We start from the raw sequence: 16,140 nt of genomic DNA, 5'->3' as shown, positions 1-16,140 counted from the left end.
GGTCGGGCGCTACTTCGTCACCCATGACAAGACCTCTTCCTCGCGGTGTCTTTCTCGCTGTCTCACGCGCCCTGGCCTTGCTGGTGATGGCCACGGCTTCACTGCTTCCGGCCGCCGCCCACGCGGCCGCGTCCCAGGTGCGAACGCAGGCACCTGGCTTCTACCGGATGATGCTCGGAGACTTCGAGGTCACCGCGCTGTCCGACGGAACCGTCCCCCAGACGGTGCGCGACGTGGCGACGCACACGACGCCGGAGCGGGTGAAGGACCTGCTCGCGCGCGACCACCTCGAGGACCCCGTCGAGCTGTCCATCAACGCGTTCCTCATCAACACCGGCACGGCGCTGGTGCTCGTGGATACGGGCGTGGGTGGCTTCTTTGGCCCCGGCGTGGGAGGCCAACTCCAGCAGAGCCTCCAGGCCGCGGGCTACCAACCCGAGCAGATTGACGTGGTGCTGCTCACGCACATCCATTCCGACCACTCCGGCGGGCTCATGTCTGGCACGCGCCGGGCGTTCCCCAACGCCATCCTCCAGGTCCACGCACGCGAAGCGGACTTCTGGCTGGGGCGTGAGAAGGCGCGGGGACAGGTGGACCCGAAGTACTTCGAGGAGGCGCGGGCGATGGTGGAGCCCTACCGGGTCGCGGGGAAGCTGAAGACGTTCGGAGGCGGGGACTCCGTCGTCCCGGGCATCCGGGTCATGCCCACCGCGGGACACACGCCGGGGCACAGCAGCTACATCATCGAGAGCCGGAGGCAGCGGCTGGTCCTGTTTGGCGACCTGATGCACTTCGGCTCGGTGCAACTGCGCGAGCCGTCGGTGACGGTCGCCTACGACGTGGACGACCGTGCGGCTGCGGCCCAGCGAGCACGCACATTCGCTGAGGCGGCGCAGCGCGGCGACCTGCTCGGCCTTTCGCACATGCCCTTCCCTGGACTGGGCCGCCTGGGCGCGGAGGGGAGGAGCTACCGGTGGATTCCGGCCAATTACAGCTCAGGCCAGCGGTGGCCGGACGCGAAGGTCCTCGCGGAGTGATTCGCTCCCGGCTCTGTTCACTGGTGTGCAGGTTGTCTGGGTAAGGGACACCTCGGCGGGCCGTGGCGACCGGGTTCCGGGCAAGTCCGGGGTGGTTCTATTGACGTTGTGCCAATAGCGGCCCATCATCCCTCTCACGAATCGCTCTCATGGCCTGTCACCGCAGCCGGTCGTCGGTTGCCGCGCAGGCCGCCACTGTCGAACTCCACCCTCCGGAGGCGCGCAACGGCTGCACGTTGACCATGGCCTGGCGGACGAACTCCGAGCTGCGCTCGCCGATTCTCCTCCCCGCGGACGTCCGCCCCGCCGACCGGGAAGTGGGAACACGCAGCGAAGGAGGAGGGACCCATGAGCGCAGTCAGGAAGGCGTTCGCAGCGCGCGGCACCGCTGTTCCATTCATTCGAGTGTTGCTGGCCATGGGGACACTGGCGATGCCCGGTGTCTCCGTCGCCAGTGATTTGCTGGGCAGCAGCCGAGGCGGCTCGGCGCAGTGGGACTTCTGTTACGGCAAGCCGGACGGAGCCGTCCTACCGGCGGACCCACGAACCCTGGTGCAGCCCGGCATCAGCAATGGCCGGGCGGTGCACTTCAATGCCTTCTGGAAGAACTGTCATGTCAATCCAGAGGCGGTGCAGGAGGAGGGCGCGGCCAGGACTTGCGGCGAGCTGCGTGGACGCTTCAGTCGCGGGGAGGGGCTGCTGACGAACGGCCATCCAGGCGTGGGTGCGCTGTTCACCGGCACCGACGCCACTCGCCCCGAGGCGGGCTTCGGCATCGCCACCTTCTCCGCGGCGCAGTACAACGAGCTGTGGCGTGTCTGGGGCTTTCCATTTCGTCCCGACAACTTCGATGCCCTGGTGGCCCAGCGCTACGGGTCGGGGCTGAGCACCGAGCGCAATCCCTATCCGCTGCCCTTGCAGCTGCCCAATCGCACCAACGGAGGAAGCGGCCAGCTGCCGCAGATGCTCACGCAGCTGCGCAACCCGGACGGGAGCTGGAGCGGACGCATGGGAGTCACCTGTCACGCCTGCCACAGCGGCGTGGTGGGCACTCCTTCGGACGGCCCGGGCCTTGGGGTGTTGATGGGCGGCGGCAGCAGCCTGGCGGACCTGGACCTGTTCCTGAGCGACCTCTTGCCCCTGGGGTATCCGGCGTCGCTGGCCACGTTCCTGAACCTCAACCGCACTCGGGGCACCAACAACGCCAGCGACATCAACCTCGCCTTCCTGTTCCCGGACGAGGAGCCGCTGACGCCCTCGGAGGTGATTGGCCTCATCAACTCCGGCTCGACCGCCGGAATGGATACGCCCGCCTGGTGGAACATGGGGCACCGGCCGGTGAAGTTCATCGACGGCGTGTTCCCGATGGATGCACCCCGCGTGGACATGGTGTTCTACACACCGTTCCTCGGACTGTTCGGCGGCATCGGCGGGCCGGTGAGCGAAGCGGGGCAGGACTGGATGCGCGCCAACGGCCCGGCGCTCAACACCTGGGTGGAGTCGCTCAAGTCACCGCCCTATCCGCTGCCCGTCAACACGTCGTTGGCCGAGCAGGGCGCGGTGCTGTTCCACACCCTCGACATGTGGGCTCCGGGGCGCAACAACGCCGTGCCACGGCCTCAAGGCAATGGCTCCTGTGCGAGCTGCCATGGGGCCTACTCGCCCCGTTACGTCAATGACCCGGCGTTCCTCGCGACCCCCGCGTTGGCGGGCATGGCGAGCTACATCGCGCCGCTGCGCATCATCGGCACCGACCCGGTCCGGGTGAACACCAACAACGCCGCGGTGCAGTCCGCTGGCGCCAAGAACTTCTTCGGCTATCCGCAGACGGCCGGCACCGCGCAGGACTGCGGCCCGCAGAACCAGCCCCATCTTCGTGGAGACCGCGAGCACGGCTATCTCGCGCCGCCGCTCTACGGGGTCTGGGCCACCGCGCCGTACTTCCACAACGGCTCGGTTCCCAATGTCTGGGAGGTGCTCAAGCCCGCTGACCGCAAGCCCATCTGGCGCCGCGTCTCCGCTCCACCGCGCTGGGACCAGCCGCTCGTCATCATGGGCTTCGACACCAGTCTGCAGCGCGCCTACGACTCCAGCAGGCTCGGCTGGAAGTACGACACAATCGCCTGCCAGTGGCGCACGCCCTGGAATCCGGCGGTATCGCCGTACATCAACTGCGACCCGGGTGACGAGTTCCGCACGCCCCTCGCGCAGGAAATCATGGCCGTGCTCTTCAGCAACCTGAGCGCTTCATGGAACATCCTCTTCCCACCGACGCGCACACGGCAGCAGCTCGAGGACCGGAAAATCTACAACACCCACGCGTTCGGCCAGGACAACGGCGGACATGAGTTCAACGCCGTCCTCACGGACCCGGAGCGCCTGGCGCTCATCGAGTACCTCAAGACGCTGTAGCCCCGGAGTCGTCATCGGGCCGGGCGATTACGCCCGTGCCCGCGCCGTGTCCAACTGCTCGGGCCTGGGAATGAGATAGGCGCGGTCGATGGTCAGCAGCCCCAGCCGCTCGAGCGCGAGGCAGGCCACGAAGCCCAGGTCCACCTCGTGGCGGTGGTGCGAGAAGGACGCCGAGCCCGGGTAGGCGTGGTGGTTGTTCTGGAAGCCCTCGCCCAGGATGAGCCAGGCGGCCAGGTGGTTGTTGCGCGAGTTGTCCCGGGTGTCGAAGTTGCGCCCGCCCACCGCGTGCCCCAGCGCGTTGACGATGCCGCCCTGCACCGGGTGGCTCATCATCCCGAGGAAGTACGCCGCGCCCAGCACCCAGCCCACGCTCAGCGCCAGCGCCAGCCCCACGCCCGCGTGCAGCGCATAGGGCAGCCACCAGAGGTTCTTGCGGTTGAGGGCGTTGAGCGGGAAGTCGAGGTCCTTCGCGTACTTCGTGTACTCGGGCTTCTCTCGCATGAGCCCCACGATGATGCGCTTGTAGTTGCGCAGTTGCTCGTTCGCGATGCCCAGCAGCCCCACATTCACGGGGGAGTGCGGGTCGAGCGGCGTGTCCGAGTGCTCGTGGTGCAGCCGGTGCATCACCACCCACGCCTTGGGGTCCAGCCCGGTGAACCAGTTGCCGCCCACCACGAGCAGACGCCGCAGCGCCGGGTGCAGCCGCACCGCCTTGTGCGCGAGCGCGCGGTGATAGCCCACGGAGATGGTGAGGATGTTGAGCAGGTAGGCGCCAGTGAAGACGAGGCCGCAGAGGATGAGGTACACGGAGGTCTCCTGAAAACCGGCAGGTAGCCTACTCACCGGTAAGTTACGTTGAAGTAACCTACGCTCGGGTAGCCCAGAGGTCAAGGTGGCCAAGAAACAGCGTTTGACGGGCCCGCAGCGGCGCGCCCAGTTGCTGGAGGTGGGCCGCGAGCTCTTCGCCTCGCGCGGCTACGAGGCGACGTCCATCGAGGAGGTGGCGGCGAAGGCCGGCGTCTCCAAGCCCATCGTCTACGAGCACTTCGGGGCGAAGGAGGGCCTCTACGCGGCCATCGTGGAGCGGGAGATGGACGGGCTGGTGCAGGGCATGTCGGATGCCATCGCCCAGGGCAGCGCCCGCGAGCGCTTCGAGGCCGCGGTGCTGGTCTTCCTCACCTACGCGAAGGAGGAGCCGGCGGGCTTCGCCGTCCTCACGCGCGACTCGCCCACGTCCAGCGCCCGGCGCGGCCTCACGCGCGTCATCGACGACCTGGCGCAGCGGGTGGGAGACATCTTCCAGGCGGAGTTCAGCCGAGCGGGCTTCAACCCCAAGGTCGCCCCGGTGTACGCCAACGCGCTCGTCGGCATGGTGACGCAGGTGGGGGTGTGGTGGGCGGCGGAGGGCCGTCCCATCCCCCTGGAGCACGTGGTGCGGCACGTGTCGGCGCTGGGCTGGATGGGCCTGCGGCACCTGCCGCGCGACCCCTCGGCCAGTGGCCTCCGGACCAAGGGCAAGGCCAAGGGCTGAGTGCGCCGCGTCGCGCGGGTTTCCGTCTGGCGATTCCGTTGGGAGTCGCCCGCCCGCTCAGGACGCCGAAGGGCTCACGGCGGCGGGCAGGCTCGAAAGAATGGTCACCTGCGCGGGGCCGCCGAAGACCGAGGCGGGCACTCCGAGGACCCCTTGCTCCAGGAGTTCATCGAAGGAGCACTGGGAGGTGGCGAAGTAGCCCACGCACGGTGAGGCCCGGAGCTCGGGCCGGGTGGCGGTGAACGCGTCCAGGGCGCGGGCTCGCTCGGCCAGCAGCGCGCCGACCTGGCGAGGACGGGACGCGTGCTCCGTGAGGGCCGCGTAGCCGATGCGCAGCTTCTGTTCGTCTTTCGGCAGCGGCGCGAAGACGGCGCGCGCGTCCTGGTGCCACCGCGAAGGCGTGATGCACAACCCCACGTGGTCGGGGATGAGCCAGCTCTTCGAGAGCGAGACGAGGACGAACGCGAGCTCCTCTCGCAGCAGCCGGAGTGTCCACGGGGTGGGAGGGGTCGCGTACGCGGAGTCGATGATGAGCACCCGCTTTCCCGGCTCGGCGCGGACCCAGCGCTCCACGCGCTCGGTCTCTTCGCTCCGTGGGGTTCGTCCCCAGGGCTTGAGCGGCTCGCACAGGAGCAGCGCGTCGCGGGCCTCGAGTTCGGGCAGCCCCTCCCGCGCGGAGAATGGAACGACCTCGACGCCTGCTTCCCCAGCGAGCTGGAGGTAGACCGGATACACGTCGGCGGGAACCGCGACGCGGGCGTTGCGTGACGCGAGCCAACCGAACAGCGCTCGCAGGGAGCGGCGCACGCCGTGACTGACCTGGGTCCTGGACTTGAGTTCCGCGTCGAGTTCGAGGTGCGCGAGAAAGCGTTCGGCGAGGTGACACCGATACGGAGCCTCGGGATGCGTCGACGGAGCGATGGCGGCGAAGGCCGGCGCGAGGCTGCGATAGACATTGAGCTCCGCCAGGTCGACGAGCTCGGGGCGCTTGCCACGCCACGCGTCAGCCAGGGAGAGAAAGGCGTCGTGTTTCATCGGCGCAGCTCCGAGGCCGGGTCTTCCAGCGAGGCCAGGCAGGTTCCATCACTCATGAGGTTCCACGAGCGCACCAACCGATGTGTTCGCTCCCAACCGACCGAGGGCTCCGTGTAGGCCGCGACGCGCAGCACGCGCCCTGCGACCTCTCCCTCGAACACCGGGCTGCCCCACGGCAGTTCGGTGACCTTCGTGAAGCCCCACGCGTCCATCGCGCGGAGCACCACTTCGAGCGGCACCTGGTTCGCCTCGCAGTAGCGATTCACGGCGCTCGGCGCCCAGGCGTTCTCGGAGAGGCTGGAGACGTAGAGTTCCTTGAAGCAGACCTCGTGGAACCCTTCGCGCGCGCTGCGCTCCAGGTACGCGTGGACCTGGGCCGCGTCATCGACTCCGCCGCGCTGAAGCACGCAGATGGCCCGGCTGCGGAGGCCAAAGGCTCGCGCGAGCGCACCCGAGTCGACGGACAGGCCCATGATGCGCGCGTCGTCCTCGCGGGTGACGCCGTGACGGCTGACGGCCAGCGTGGTGAGTCCCTCGTCACGCAGGGCGTGCAGTTGCTCGGCGTCGAGCCGCGCGCCATTGGTGATCAACAGCGTCTTCGGGAATCGCTCGGCGAGGCCACGGACCAGCGAACGCAACTGGCCAGGCGCCAGCAGGGTCGGCTCGCCGCCGCCGGTGATGACGGCGCGCTCCGCCCCTCGTGAGCGCGCGAGGTCCGCCCAGTGCAGTTGCTCTTCAAGCGAGACACTCCGCTGCCGCGCGAGGTCCGAGACACTGGCCTTCGAGAAGCAGAACGCACATTTCGCCTGGCAGGCCTTCGCCACGGGCAGCACCGAGAAGGAGCGAGGCCGACAGTCGGCCCAGGGCGCGAGCCCCGTGTCTTCGAGCAGGAAGGCCTGCGCGGTGACCTCCTCATGAAGCGTGGGCCGCAGCGCACCGGCGTCGTCGACCCAGGCCACTCCGCTCAGGGGCACTTCGGGGGCGGGCCAGCGCCAGCCGATTCCGGTGCCCGTGGTGTCATTGGGGCGCATCGCTGGCGCCCCCGACGTCGGCAGCCGCGCGCGCAACGCGACGACGCGGTCCTTCGCGCGACCGAGCTTCGCCACCAGCCGCCGAGCCTTCTCGAGCCCGGGGGCCCAGGGCTCGTCTTCCTTCAACATGTAGAACGCGTCGGGGAAGGTCGACTCGGCGATGGACGCCTTCGAGTACCGCATTCGGTAGCGATCAAATCCGCGCAGCCAGTTCGACAGCGGAATGAAGGCGACGAAGGCGGTGTCCATGGTGGCTGCACTCTCGCAGCATCATAGGCTTCGTGTCAATAGTACACTTATGTGTGAAGGGCTCGTGGGGCGCGGTTCAGGCCTCCGAGCGCAGCGCCGTCATCGGGTCCACCCGCGAGGCTCGCCGGGCCGGCAACCAGCTTGCGAGCAGCGCCACGCCGAGCAGGAGGAGCGCCACCGCGGCGAAGACGAGCGGGTCGGTGGTGCTCACTCCGTAGACGAGCCCCGCGAGCACCTGACTGAGCCCGATGGCGCCCAGCACGCCGAGCGCCACGCCCAGCCCCGAGAGCAGCGCCGCCTGCCGGAGCACCAGCTTCAGTACGTCCCCCGCCGTCGCTCCCAGGGCGAAGCGGATGCCGAACTCCTGGGTGCGCTGCGCCACCGCATAGGACACGACGGCCGCGAGCCCCGCGACAGAGAGCAGCAGCGCCACGACACCGAAGGCCCCCAGCAGCAGGAGGCTGAAGCGCCTGGGCGCGAGTGAGTCCGTGAGCAGGCTCTCCACGGTGTGCAGGCGCGAGGGCAGCTCGGGGGCGAGCTCACGCAGCACCGGCCGGACCGCGGTGACGAGGGCCGCGGAGCCCATCGGGCCGTACACGGCGAGGTGGAAGCGGGAGGAGGCGCGCGCCCGTTGGCGGGAGCAGCCATAGAACATGGGCTTCGGCGCCTCATCCAACCCCCGCTCGCGCACGTCCGCCACCACGCCGACGATGGTGAAGGGACGCAGGTCGCCGTCCATGTTGCCGAACTGGATGGTCTTGCCCAGCGGGTCTTCTTGGGGCCAGCGGGCCTTCGCGAGCGACTCGCTGATGACGGCGACATGAGGCGCCTCGGCGGTGTCGCGTGCATCGAAGTGGCGCCCGCGCACGAGCGGAATGTCGAGCGCATGGAAGTAGCCCTCGCTCGCCACGCGGTACTCGGCGGAGCCCGTGCGCTCGCGCTCATGCGCCAGCCGCCCGAAGTCCTCGATGCTCTTCACCTCGTCGGGACGGTTGAGCACGAGGAAGGTGCCGTAGCCCGAGGGGCTCCCCTCGAGCGGGAAGTTGCTCACGGCGCCCACCGCGCGCACTCCGGGCAGTGCGCCCAGCCGCGCGAGGAGTTGCTCCTGCAGTTGAAGGTTGCGCCGCCACCCCGCCTCGTCCTCGACGGGAGGGAGCACGAGGCTGAGCACCGCGACGTCCTCGGTGCGATATCCCGGGTCCAGCGAGAGCAGGCGCATCAGGCTGCGCCCGAGCAGCGCCGCGCCCAGCAGCAGCACCAGCGCGAGCGCGAGCTGTCCGACCACGAGGGCACGGCGCGTGCGCTCCGCTCCGACTCCTCCGGCCTGGGTGCGCCCCGCCTGCACCAGCGTGGCCCAGGGGTTCTGGCGCGCCGCGCGCAACGCCGTCACCAGCCCGAGCCCCAGCGCGAGGAGCAGCGAGAGCCCGAGCGCGAAGAGGAGCGCGGTGGCGTTCACCTCCACCTCGTCCACGCGTGGCAGGCGGCCCGGCTCGAACGCGAGCAGTGCGCGCACGCTCCATGCTGCGAGCAGGGTGCCCAGCGCACCGCCGGCCAGCGACAGCAGCAGCGACTCTGTGAGGAACCGCCGCGCCAACGCGCCGGGCCCGGCGCCCAGCGCCACTCGGACGGCGAGCTCGCGCCTGTGGGTCGCCGCGCGGGCCAGCAGCAGGTTGGTGACGTTGGCTCCCGCCACCAGCAACAGGAAGGCCGCGGCGCCCAGCAGCACGTAGAGCGTGGACTGGGCACTCCCCACCAGGCTCTCGTGCAGGGGCACCATGGCGATGTCTTGCATCGAGATTTCCCGGCCGTACCGCGCCTCGAGCTCCCGTGCGATGCCCGTGAGCTCCGCTTGCGCGGCTTGGGGGTTGACGCCCTCCGCCAGCCGTCCCACCACCCACCAGTTGTGCGCGGTCCTGCTGGGCAGGGGCGCCTTCAACTCGCGCGGAATCCACAGCTGTGTGCCCACCGGGTAGTCGAAGGACTTGGGCATCACACCCACCACGGTATAGGCGCGCCCCTCGAAGGTGAGGGTGTCCGACAGCGGCAGCGGCCGTGCGCCCAGGTGCCGCTTCCAGAAGGTCTGGCTCACGACCACCACCGGGGCGCCTCCCTGCTGTTGCTCATCCTCGGCGAATAGGCGGCCCTGTACGGGCTGCACCGCGAAGGCGCGGAAGAAGTCGCGCGAGGCGAGCGCCATCATGGCGAAGGTCGGCTCGTCCGTGCCGGTGACGGCGACGCTCGCCGCTCCCGATACCTGGGCCAGCGCCGAGACGGTGCGGCTCTGTGTCCGCACATCCTCGAAGTTGGGGTCCGAGAACGGAATCGAGCGGCCGACGGCCGTCCGCTGCGACAGGTGCACGAGGCGCTCGGGACTTGGATAGGGCAGGGGGCGCAGCAGCACCCCCTCCACCACGCTGAAGAGCGCGGTGCTCGCTCCGATGCCTACCGCCAGCATCAGGACGCAACTGAGCGTGAAACCGGGGCTCCGGCGCAGCGAGCGCAGTGCCTGACGCAATCCAACAAAGAAGGTGTCCACGCGGGAGGCTACGTCCTGGCCGTCGAACGATTGCCGCACGGGGTGGGGGAGACTGAAACCCGGCCGCTGCGTCAATCAGGCCTCGGGTCGAGGGCGTCGCCAATTCCCGCCAGGCTTGTCCTTGAGCTGATTCCAGATGGGAACGAGCGGCTCGGAACCGCATGGGGGAGCGGTTGGCGCGGGCTTGCTCCGTTGCGCCGCGCTGGGTCCGAGGCCAGCAGCACCGACCGTCCTGGCGAATCCTCCCGAGTTGTGAACCCTCCCCGGTGCGGTCCTCTTGTGACCCCGGCGCCACCCGCGCTGCTTGAAAATTGTGGTACGAGAGGAACTTTGCTGGGACCCGGAGGCTTGCTTTGACGTTGTTTCGAGGGTGTCTGACCGCGTTGCTGGTCTTGGTTGTTTCCTGTGGTGATTCAGAGCCTGGGGTGATTCCCGATGCGGGGGAGACCCGGACTGACGCGGGAAATGGGACGCCGGACGCGGGTGTTGGGACGCCCGACGCGGGTGATGGGACTCCGGATGCGGGCGAGGTGACGCCGGACGCGGGCGGAGACATTCCGGACGCAGGCGGAGAGCTTCCGGACGCGGGTGAGGTGACGCCGGACGCGGGCGGAGAGCTTCCGGACGCGGGCGAGGTGACGCCGGATGCGGGCGGAGAGCTTCCCGACGCGGGCGAGGTGACGCCGGACGCGGGCGGAGAGCTTCCCGACGCAGGCGAGGTGACGCCGGACGCGGGCGGAGAGCTTCCGGACGCAGGTGGTGAGCTCCCCGATGCTGGAGGTGAGACGCCGGACGCGGGTGGTGAGCTCCCCGATGCGGGTGGTGGGACGCCTGACGCGGGTGGTGGGACTCCGGACGCCGGTGAGCCTCCCGTCGTGAGCGTCATCGACAACTGGGGCTTCGAGGTGTGGCCCGATGCGCTTCCGGCGCAGTGGTTTGGCAGCAAGTCGAATATCGATTCCGGCGCCGTGCAAAAGGTGACGACGAATGCCTTCGAAGGAGTGAACGCGGTCCGGCTGACCAACGCCTCTTCCACGCATCGGCGGTTCACGACGCTGGCGAAGTCGATGCCCGCCGGTCGCTACTCCTGCACCTTCCAGGCGCGGGGCACCGGTGATGTCCGGAATGCCTTCTTCGACGACGACTACTCCTCGTACTCGTCCTACACCTCCGTCGACACCACGGCGTGGACCCAGGTGACGTACAACTTCAACCTGGCGAGCGACGTCTTCGACACGTTCGAACTCATCTTCAGCGTTCGGAATACGAGCGGAGAGAACCTGCTCCTCGACGACGTGCGCTGCATGCGGGCGGCCGAACCGTGTGACGTGGTCAGCTGCGAGTCCTGGGAGCGGTGCGTGAATGCCTCCGCGACCTGCGAGCCGCTCTCGGGTCGCTGCAACATCGGCGGGGACTGCGCCGCGTGGGAGGCCTGTGACGACACCAATACGTGCGTGGTCGCCGAGGACCGCTGCGTCCGCCACGCCGATTGCGCGGAGACTCCGCAGACGCCGGTCTGCGAAACCAGCACGCACCTCTGCGTCGCCGGAGACCCTTGCGCTGGAGTCGTGTGCAGCAGCCCTGCGACGACCTGCAATCCCACGACGGGCGTGTGTGAGCTGGCCGAAGGCGCCTGCTTCACGACCCTCGACTGCGTCGGCGCCCTGCCGGCTTGTGACCCGGCGACCCGCAGCTGCGTCCCAGCGGAGCACCCCGCGAACATCGTCCGCAACGGTGGCTTCGAGTCCTGGAACATCTATTCCATCCCCTACCAGGGGAACCATCTCATCCCTGACTACTGGTACGGCATCGACAACGGCGTCGCGGACCCGGGCACGGAGATCAAGCCCACGCGTCTCGTGCGCTACCTCAACGCGGTGCACGGCGGTTCGACGGCGCTGCAGTTCGTCGTCCCCATCCAGGTCGCCGAGCGCTTCTCCACGGAGAAGTTCAACGTCCCGAGCGGCAACTACTCCTGCTCGTACCGGGTGCGAGGCCACGGCAGCATCCGTCATCGAATCTACTCGAGTGGAGGCTGGAGCCCGCAGACGGACTTCCTCGTCGTCGACAGTGATGAGTGGCAGCCGGTGTTCTTCCGCTTCACCGGCAACGTGCGCGACTGGCGCCTGTTCCTCTACCCGAGCCGGAGTGAAGCCGACCGCGACCACCTCCAGGTCGACGACGTCGTCTGTACGAAGGACTAGCGCCGCTGTCGCATGAAGGGTCGAGCGCCGGCCGGGGTGGATGAACCCGACAGCGCTCGACCCTCTTTTCGTCGTGAGTCACCCGTCCTCGGTCTCCGCTGTCTCCAGGCTCAGCGTCAGCTTCCGCAGGAGCGAGGTCAGCGTCGCTCGCTCGTTGCGTGACAGGCCCGCGAGCAACCGGGCCTCGACGGCCATGTCGGCGCGGAACGCCGCCTCGGTGCGCTCACGGCCCTCCCGGGTCAACTCCACCGGAAGGCTGCGCGCGTCTCCCTCCGTCGCGGGGCGGCGAATCAAGCCCGCACGGGTCAGCCGGGCCAGTCGGTCGGTCAGCCCCCCGGAGGAAATCATCAGCGACTTGTAGAGCTCCGTCGGGCGCATCCGGTAGGGCGGGCCCGAGCGCAGCAGCGCTGACACGACGTCGAACTCACCCGTGTCCAGGCCGTGCTCCTCGAACACCGCTTCGATGGGGGGCCGCACCCGCAGGGTGATGCGACGGGCCCGCCCGAGGATTTCCATCCCTTGGGTGTCGACGTCCGGAAGCTCCCGCTCCCACTGGCCCCGCAAGCGGTCGACATGGTCCTGGGTGCTCCTGCTCATTCGCGAACTCCAGATGTCTTGACGTCGAGATAAGTCGGCTGCATTGTCTCGACATCAAGATAATGGAGTTCCAGCGATGAGTCAGCGACCCTTCCAACCAGCCACGGTCGACCACCTGGTCCTGCGTGTCGCCGACGCGGCGCGCATGGCCTCCTTCTATCGGGACGTGATTGGCTGCACCGTCGACCGGGAGGTGCCGCACCTCGGCTTGACGCACCTGCGGGCGGGGACGGCGATGATTGACCTGGTGTCCCTGGATGGAAAGCTGGGGCGCGCGGGAGGCGCGGCACCGGGGCGTGAGGGCCGCAACGTCGACCACTTCTGCATCACCGTGCAGCCGTTCGACGAGGCGGCGATTCGCGCCCACCTGGCCGAGCAGGGTGTCGCGGTGTTCGCTCCTGGGGAGCGGTACGGTGCGACGGGTGACGGCTTCTCGTTCTACATCCAGGACCCGGAGGGCAACACCATCGAGTTGAAGGGCGCATAGGCGTCGCGGATGCTCGCTCGACGCCGCGCCCGGCCCTCTGGAGCGCTGCCGCGTCAGAACCCAAAGAGGTTCGAGACGCCGTCCTTCTTGTCGGGGGACGCCGCCGCGCTGGAGGACGAAGCCGGGGTCGTGGCGGAGGTGGACGCGGGGCGGTTGGAGACGCGCATGGGAGTGCTCCGGGGAGGCGGTGGGGATGGGGCCAGACGTCGTCCAGCCCGTGACGTGACCTCCCTAGAGTACGGCCGTGTGCCCGCCTCTCGCGGTCCTCCCCGTGTGCCGTTTTCCCTCTGAAGCGCTTTAGCCGGGACGGGCTCCGGAGCACTGTGGCCGGTGTCTGGAGCCAACGAGGGTGATGACCACCGTCATCAGGGCTCGATGAGGACTGTCCCGGCGTCAGCGAGGGGCCGCTGGGAGGGGCGCGGCCACCCTCACGCGGAAGCCGAAGCCGACCCACATGTGGAGGGTCCGCTCGCGGAGGCTCTCGCTTCCAGAGCCGGTGCTCAGGTCCACATCCAGCGTGCTGTATCGGCCGCCCGTGACATTGACGAAGAGCCCCGCCCAGAAGGCTCCGCCGAAGTTCCTGTCGAACCCTGCCTGGAGCGTGATTTCCGGCCCGGAGTACGTGATGTCGACGTCTCCAATCGAAAACGACGTCGTTTCGTGGCCGAGCGCCACCCCCGCCCAGGGTGAGTAGGGGCCGGCTGGATTCCAGTGGTAGTTGCCTTGGAGTCCGAAGCGCAGGTTGCTGCCCGGACACGCCTGGTCGGCGGAGCAGCGGATCCGCATCTGCGCGTGGGCGAGCTGAAGCCAGGGCCCCAACTCGACGTTCGGGCCGATTCGGACGGTGGGTTCCAGGATGGCGGCGAAGAGCCCCTTGTAGACTTCGTACAGGTAGAACGGTTCGGCGGAGCCATCCATGCGCCCGCCCGGCATGAGGTAGCCCCCGCGCGCGGAGATGGCGAGCCAGCGCGGAAAGCCCCCTTCGAGCTCCGCGTGTTCCTCCGCCAAGGTTGGAGAAGACAGCAGGACCAGCGCCAGCGCGGCGGGACGAGAGAGCGTTTGCATGCGCGGGTGTTTGGTTATTACGGTCGCTCGACGGTCGTCAACCCAAGGTCTCCGGTGTCCCTCATTCGCTCTTTTTTCATCCCGCGCCTGTTCGCGCTGGTGGCCTGCGGCCTCTGGGTCGCCTGTGGTTTCCCCTCCGCCGAAGAAGACGCGCGCGTTTGCGCCGATGTGGAATGCAGCGCGGGGCGCTGCGTCTCCGAAGACGGCGCTCCCGTGTGTCGCTGCGGCGCCTGGGAGGAGGCCGCGGGCCTCACCTGCTTCATTACCGCCTCCCGGCAGCCGGACGATCATGGCGACGCCGTGTCGGCCGCGACGACGCTTGCACCCTCCGTGGACTTCCACGAGGGCGTCATCCAGCCTCCCTTCCGAAAGTTGAGGGACCACGACGTCTTCGCCATGCCCACCATGGCGGGACATGGCTTTCGCTTCATCGTTCTGTCAGGCACCCTGGCCAACGTGGATGTGCGCATGCTGGATGCTTCGGGGAAGCAGGTCGGCTCGCCGGTCCTCCCGGCGAGAGGCGACGCCCCCTTGGAGTTCATCTCCACGGAAGCAGCCCCCCGGTTCATCACAGTGGCCGCGGTGGAGGGCGAGGCTTCGGGGACGTATCGCTACCGATTGGAAGACCTGGGCAAGGATGCGCACGGCGACACACTCGCCACGGCGGCGCCGCTGGCGCTGACGGGCGTGCCATTCCCTGTCGCGCTCGAGTTCAACGGTGACGAGGATGTCTTCACCTTCCGCACGGAGCCGGGCCATGGCTTCCGGTTTTCATGTGAGGCCGAACGAGCCAACTTGAGCCTGATGAATGGCGCGGGCGTCGTGCAGGAGAGCTGGGTGCCGGGTGAGGGGCCGGGGCACCGCGTGGGCCTCAAGACCGCGGACTCGAGCACGTGGTTCGTCCGTGTCCGCACCTCAAGCGGCAGTCTTCCGGCCACCCAGTGTCGGTTGGACGACCTGGGGATGGATGACCACGCGGATGAGCCTTCCGCCGCGACCCGACTGACAGCCGGTGTCCCCGCGACGGCACGGCTCCAGGGCACCAACGACGTGGATGTCTTCTCCTTCTCCTTCACCGCGGGGGAAATCTTTGACGTGAGGCTTTCCCCTCCGCGCGAGCGGAGCGTCAAGCTCACGGATGCGGACGGCAAGACGCTGGCCGAGACCACCTTGAGTCAAATCCTCCAGGAAGCGGCCTCGACGGGGACGTACTACGTGCACGTCCAAAGGGATTCAGGCTGGGGGACGGACTTCCAGGTGCGGGTGGAGAACCTGGGGCCGGATGACCATGGAGGCACCCCCGAAACGGCCACCCGCGCTGAAGTGGGTGAGACTGTCACCGGGCTCATCCACAAGGTGACGGACCTGGATGCCGTCACGGTCCCGCTCGAGGCGGATGGGGTCTACCGGCTCACGTGCCTGCCTGACTGCACGCTGTCGATGCACGCTCCCGTCGCGTCCATCCGACTGTACCGGACCGCCATGGCTGGCGTCTGGAATGCCCACCTGCTGGCTTCGGGTGACGTCACCTTCTCCATGAGCTCGCGGGACACCCCTCGATCTTTCACGTTCCTGATGGAGCGGACCGGGACGGATGACTACGGCGACGACGCGGCCCATGCCACGCCGTTGCCCCTCCCAGCGACGGTGAACGGCGTCTTCGAGCTGGCCACGGACGTCGACGCCTTCTCCTTCGAGTCGGAGGCGGCGCAGACCTACGTCGTGGAGTCGAGGGCAGCGAACCTCCGGATTCTCGACCCGAATGGCGTGGAAGTTCCCGTAGTGCTCGATGCGCCAACGGCGACCCGGCGCTTCACCGCCGAATCGTCGGGGACTTATGGCGTCGTGGCCACCTCTCCCGACCCTTTCGTGGGTGTTGCCAGGTCCTGGAGTTTCACCCTGCGCATGCCGTGAGCTGTCGGGCGACGGGGCGCTCCAGAAGCGCTGAACCGTCGT

12 protein-coding genes are annotated in these 16,140 nt (G+C 68.5%); 6 read left to right on the top strand and 6 right to left on the bottom strand.

Annotated elements, in window-relative coordinates:
• The first annotated feature begins 23 nt into the window (after window positions 1-23).
• Window positions 24-1,037, top strand: coding sequence for an MBL fold metallo-hydrolase (locus tag FJV41_RS00145; RefSeq protein ID WP_181790286.1), 1,014 nt, complete (start codon window positions 24-26; stop codon window positions 1,035-1,037).
• A 348-nt stretch (window positions 1,038-1,385) separates the two neighbouring features.
• Window positions 1,386-3,449 carry a rubber dioxygenase RoxB gene (gene roxB, locus FJV41_RS00140; protein ID WP_141640307.1) on the top strand — a complete coding sequence of 688 codons (2,064 nt, stop codon included), beginning with the start codon at window positions 1,386-1,388 and terminating at the stop codon, window positions 3,447-3,449.
• Between the two features lie 27 nt (window positions 3,450-3,476).
• On the opposite strand, the gene FJV41_RS00135 is transcribed toward roxB, so the two are convergent.
• Window positions 3,477-4,256: a fatty acid desaturase gene (locus FJV41_RS00135; protein ID WP_174456280.1), complete on the bottom strand. Its 780-nt coding sequence runs from the start codon at window positions 4,254-4,256 to the stop codon at window positions 3,477-3,479.
• 85 nt (window positions 4,257-4,341) lie between these two features.
• On the opposite strand from FJV41_RS00135, the gene FJV41_RS00130 reads away from it, so the two are divergent.
• Complete coding sequence (locus FJV41_RS00130) at window positions 4,342-4,980, top strand: TetR/AcrR family transcriptional regulator (RefSeq protein ID WP_174463896.1); 639 nt, start codon at window positions 4,342-4,344, stop codon at window positions 4,978-4,980.
• A 57-nt stretch (window positions 4,981-5,037) separates the two neighbouring features.
• Here FJV41_RS00130 and FJV41_RS00125 read toward each other — a convergent pair whose 3' ends face one another.
• The 3 genes from FJV41_RS00125 to FJV41_RS00115 all read right to left on the bottom strand — a co-directional run bounded on the left by FJV41_RS00125 (window position 5,038) and on the right by FJV41_RS00115 (window position 9,831).
• The gene (locus FJV41_RS00125) at window positions 5,038-6,015 is read right to left on the bottom strand and encodes a PLP-dependent aminotransferase family protein (RefSeq protein WP_141640305.1); all 978 of its coding nucleotides are present in this window, start codon (window positions 6,013-6,015) and stop codon (window positions 5,038-5,040) included.
• Window positions 6,012-7,295 (bottom strand): radical SAM protein, encoded by a 1,284-nt coding sequence (locus tag FJV41_RS00120; protein ID WP_141640304.1) that lies wholly within the window; start codon window positions 7,293-7,295, stop codon window positions 6,012-6,014. The genes FJV41_RS00125 and FJV41_RS00120 overlap by 4 nt, the downstream gene beginning before the upstream one ends.
• Window positions 7,296-7,371: 76 nt before the next feature.
• Window positions 7,372-9,831: an ABC transporter permease gene (locus FJV41_RS00115; protein ID WP_141640368.1), complete on the bottom strand. Its 2,460-nt coding sequence runs from the start codon at window positions 9,829-9,831 to the stop codon at window positions 7,372-7,374.
• Between the two features lie 353 nt (window positions 9,832-10,184).
• On the opposite strand from FJV41_RS00115, the gene FJV41_RS00110 reads away from it, so the two are divergent.
• Window positions 10,185-12,035, top strand: coding sequence for an invertase recombinase-like protein (locus tag FJV41_RS00110; protein ID WP_141640303.1), 1,851 nt, complete (start codon window positions 10,185-10,187; stop codon window positions 12,033-12,035).
• A gap of 78 nt (window positions 12,036-12,113) precedes the next feature.
• On the opposite strand, the gene FJV41_RS00105 is transcribed toward FJV41_RS00110, so the two are convergent.
• Complete coding sequence (locus FJV41_RS00105; protein WP_141640302.1) at window positions 12,114-12,632, bottom strand: MarR family winged helix-turn-helix transcriptional regulator; 519 nt, start codon at window positions 12,630-12,632, stop codon at window positions 12,114-12,116.
• Window positions 12,633-12,708: 76 nt separating this feature from the next.
• Between FJV41_RS00105 and FJV41_RS00100 the strand changes: the two genes are divergently transcribed.
• Window positions 12,709-13,119 (top strand): VOC family protein, encoded by a 411-nt coding sequence (locus FJV41_RS00100; RefSeq protein WP_141640301.1) that lies wholly within the window; start codon window positions 12,709-12,711, stop codon window positions 13,117-13,119.
• 393 nt (window positions 13,120-13,512) lie between these two features.
• Here FJV41_RS00100 and FJV41_RS00095 read toward each other — a convergent pair whose 3' ends face one another.
• On the bottom strand, window positions 13,513-14,184 hold the full coding sequence (locus FJV41_RS00095) for a hypothetical protein (protein ID WP_141640300.1): 672 nt from the start codon (window positions 14,182-14,184) through the stop codon (window positions 13,513-13,515).
• Between the two features lie 54 nt (window positions 14,185-14,238).
• Between FJV41_RS00095 and FJV41_RS00090 the strand changes: the two genes are divergently transcribed.
• A complete protein-coding gene (locus FJV41_RS00090) occupies window positions 14,239-16,098 on the top strand; it encodes a hypothetical protein (protein ID WP_246136906.1) in 1,860 nt (619 codons plus the stop codon).
• Window positions 16,099-16,140 lie beyond the last annotated feature (42 nt).

Origin of the sequence: Myxococcus llanfairpwllgwyngyllgogerychwyrndrobwllllantysiliogogogochensis (assembly GCF_006636215.1) — a bacterium.
Lineage (GTDB): Bacteria > Myxococcota > Myxococcia > Myxococcales > Myxococcaceae > Myxococcus > Myxococcus llanfairpwllgwyngyllgogerychwyrndrobwllllantysiliogogogochensis.
This window is presented reverse-complemented; position numbering and strand designations above follow the sequence as displayed.

Bases quoted from the DNA above. Each gene is read 5' to 3' on its own strand.
- FJV41_RS00120 (WP_141640304.1), bottom strand. From the start codon at position 7,295: ATGGACACCGCCTTCGTCGCCTTCATTCCGCTGTCGAACTGGCTGCGC.
- FJV41_RS00145 (WP_181790286.1), top strand. From the start codon at position 24: ATGACAAGACCTCTTCCTCGCGGTGTCTTTCTCGCTGTCTCACGCGCC.
- FJV41_RS00125 (WP_141640305.1), bottom strand. From the start codon at position 6,015: ATGAAACACGACGCCTTTCTCTCCCTGGCTGACGCGTGGCGTGGCAAG.
- FJV41_RS00105 (WP_141640302.1), bottom strand. From the start codon at position 12,632: ATGAGCAGGAGCACCCAGGACCATGTCGACCGCTTGCGGGGCCAGTGG.
- roxB (WP_141640307.1), top strand. From the start codon at position 1,386: ATGAGCGCAGTCAGGAAGGCGTTCGCAGCGCGCGGCACCGCTGTTCCA.
- FJV41_RS00095 (WP_141640300.1), bottom strand. From the start codon at position 14,184: ATGCAAACGCTCTCTCGTCCCGCCGCGCTGGCGCTGGTCCTGCTGTCT.
- FJV41_RS00100 (WP_141640301.1), top strand. From the start codon at position 12,709: ATGAGTCAGCGACCCTTCCAACCAGCCACGGTCGACCACCTGGTCCTG.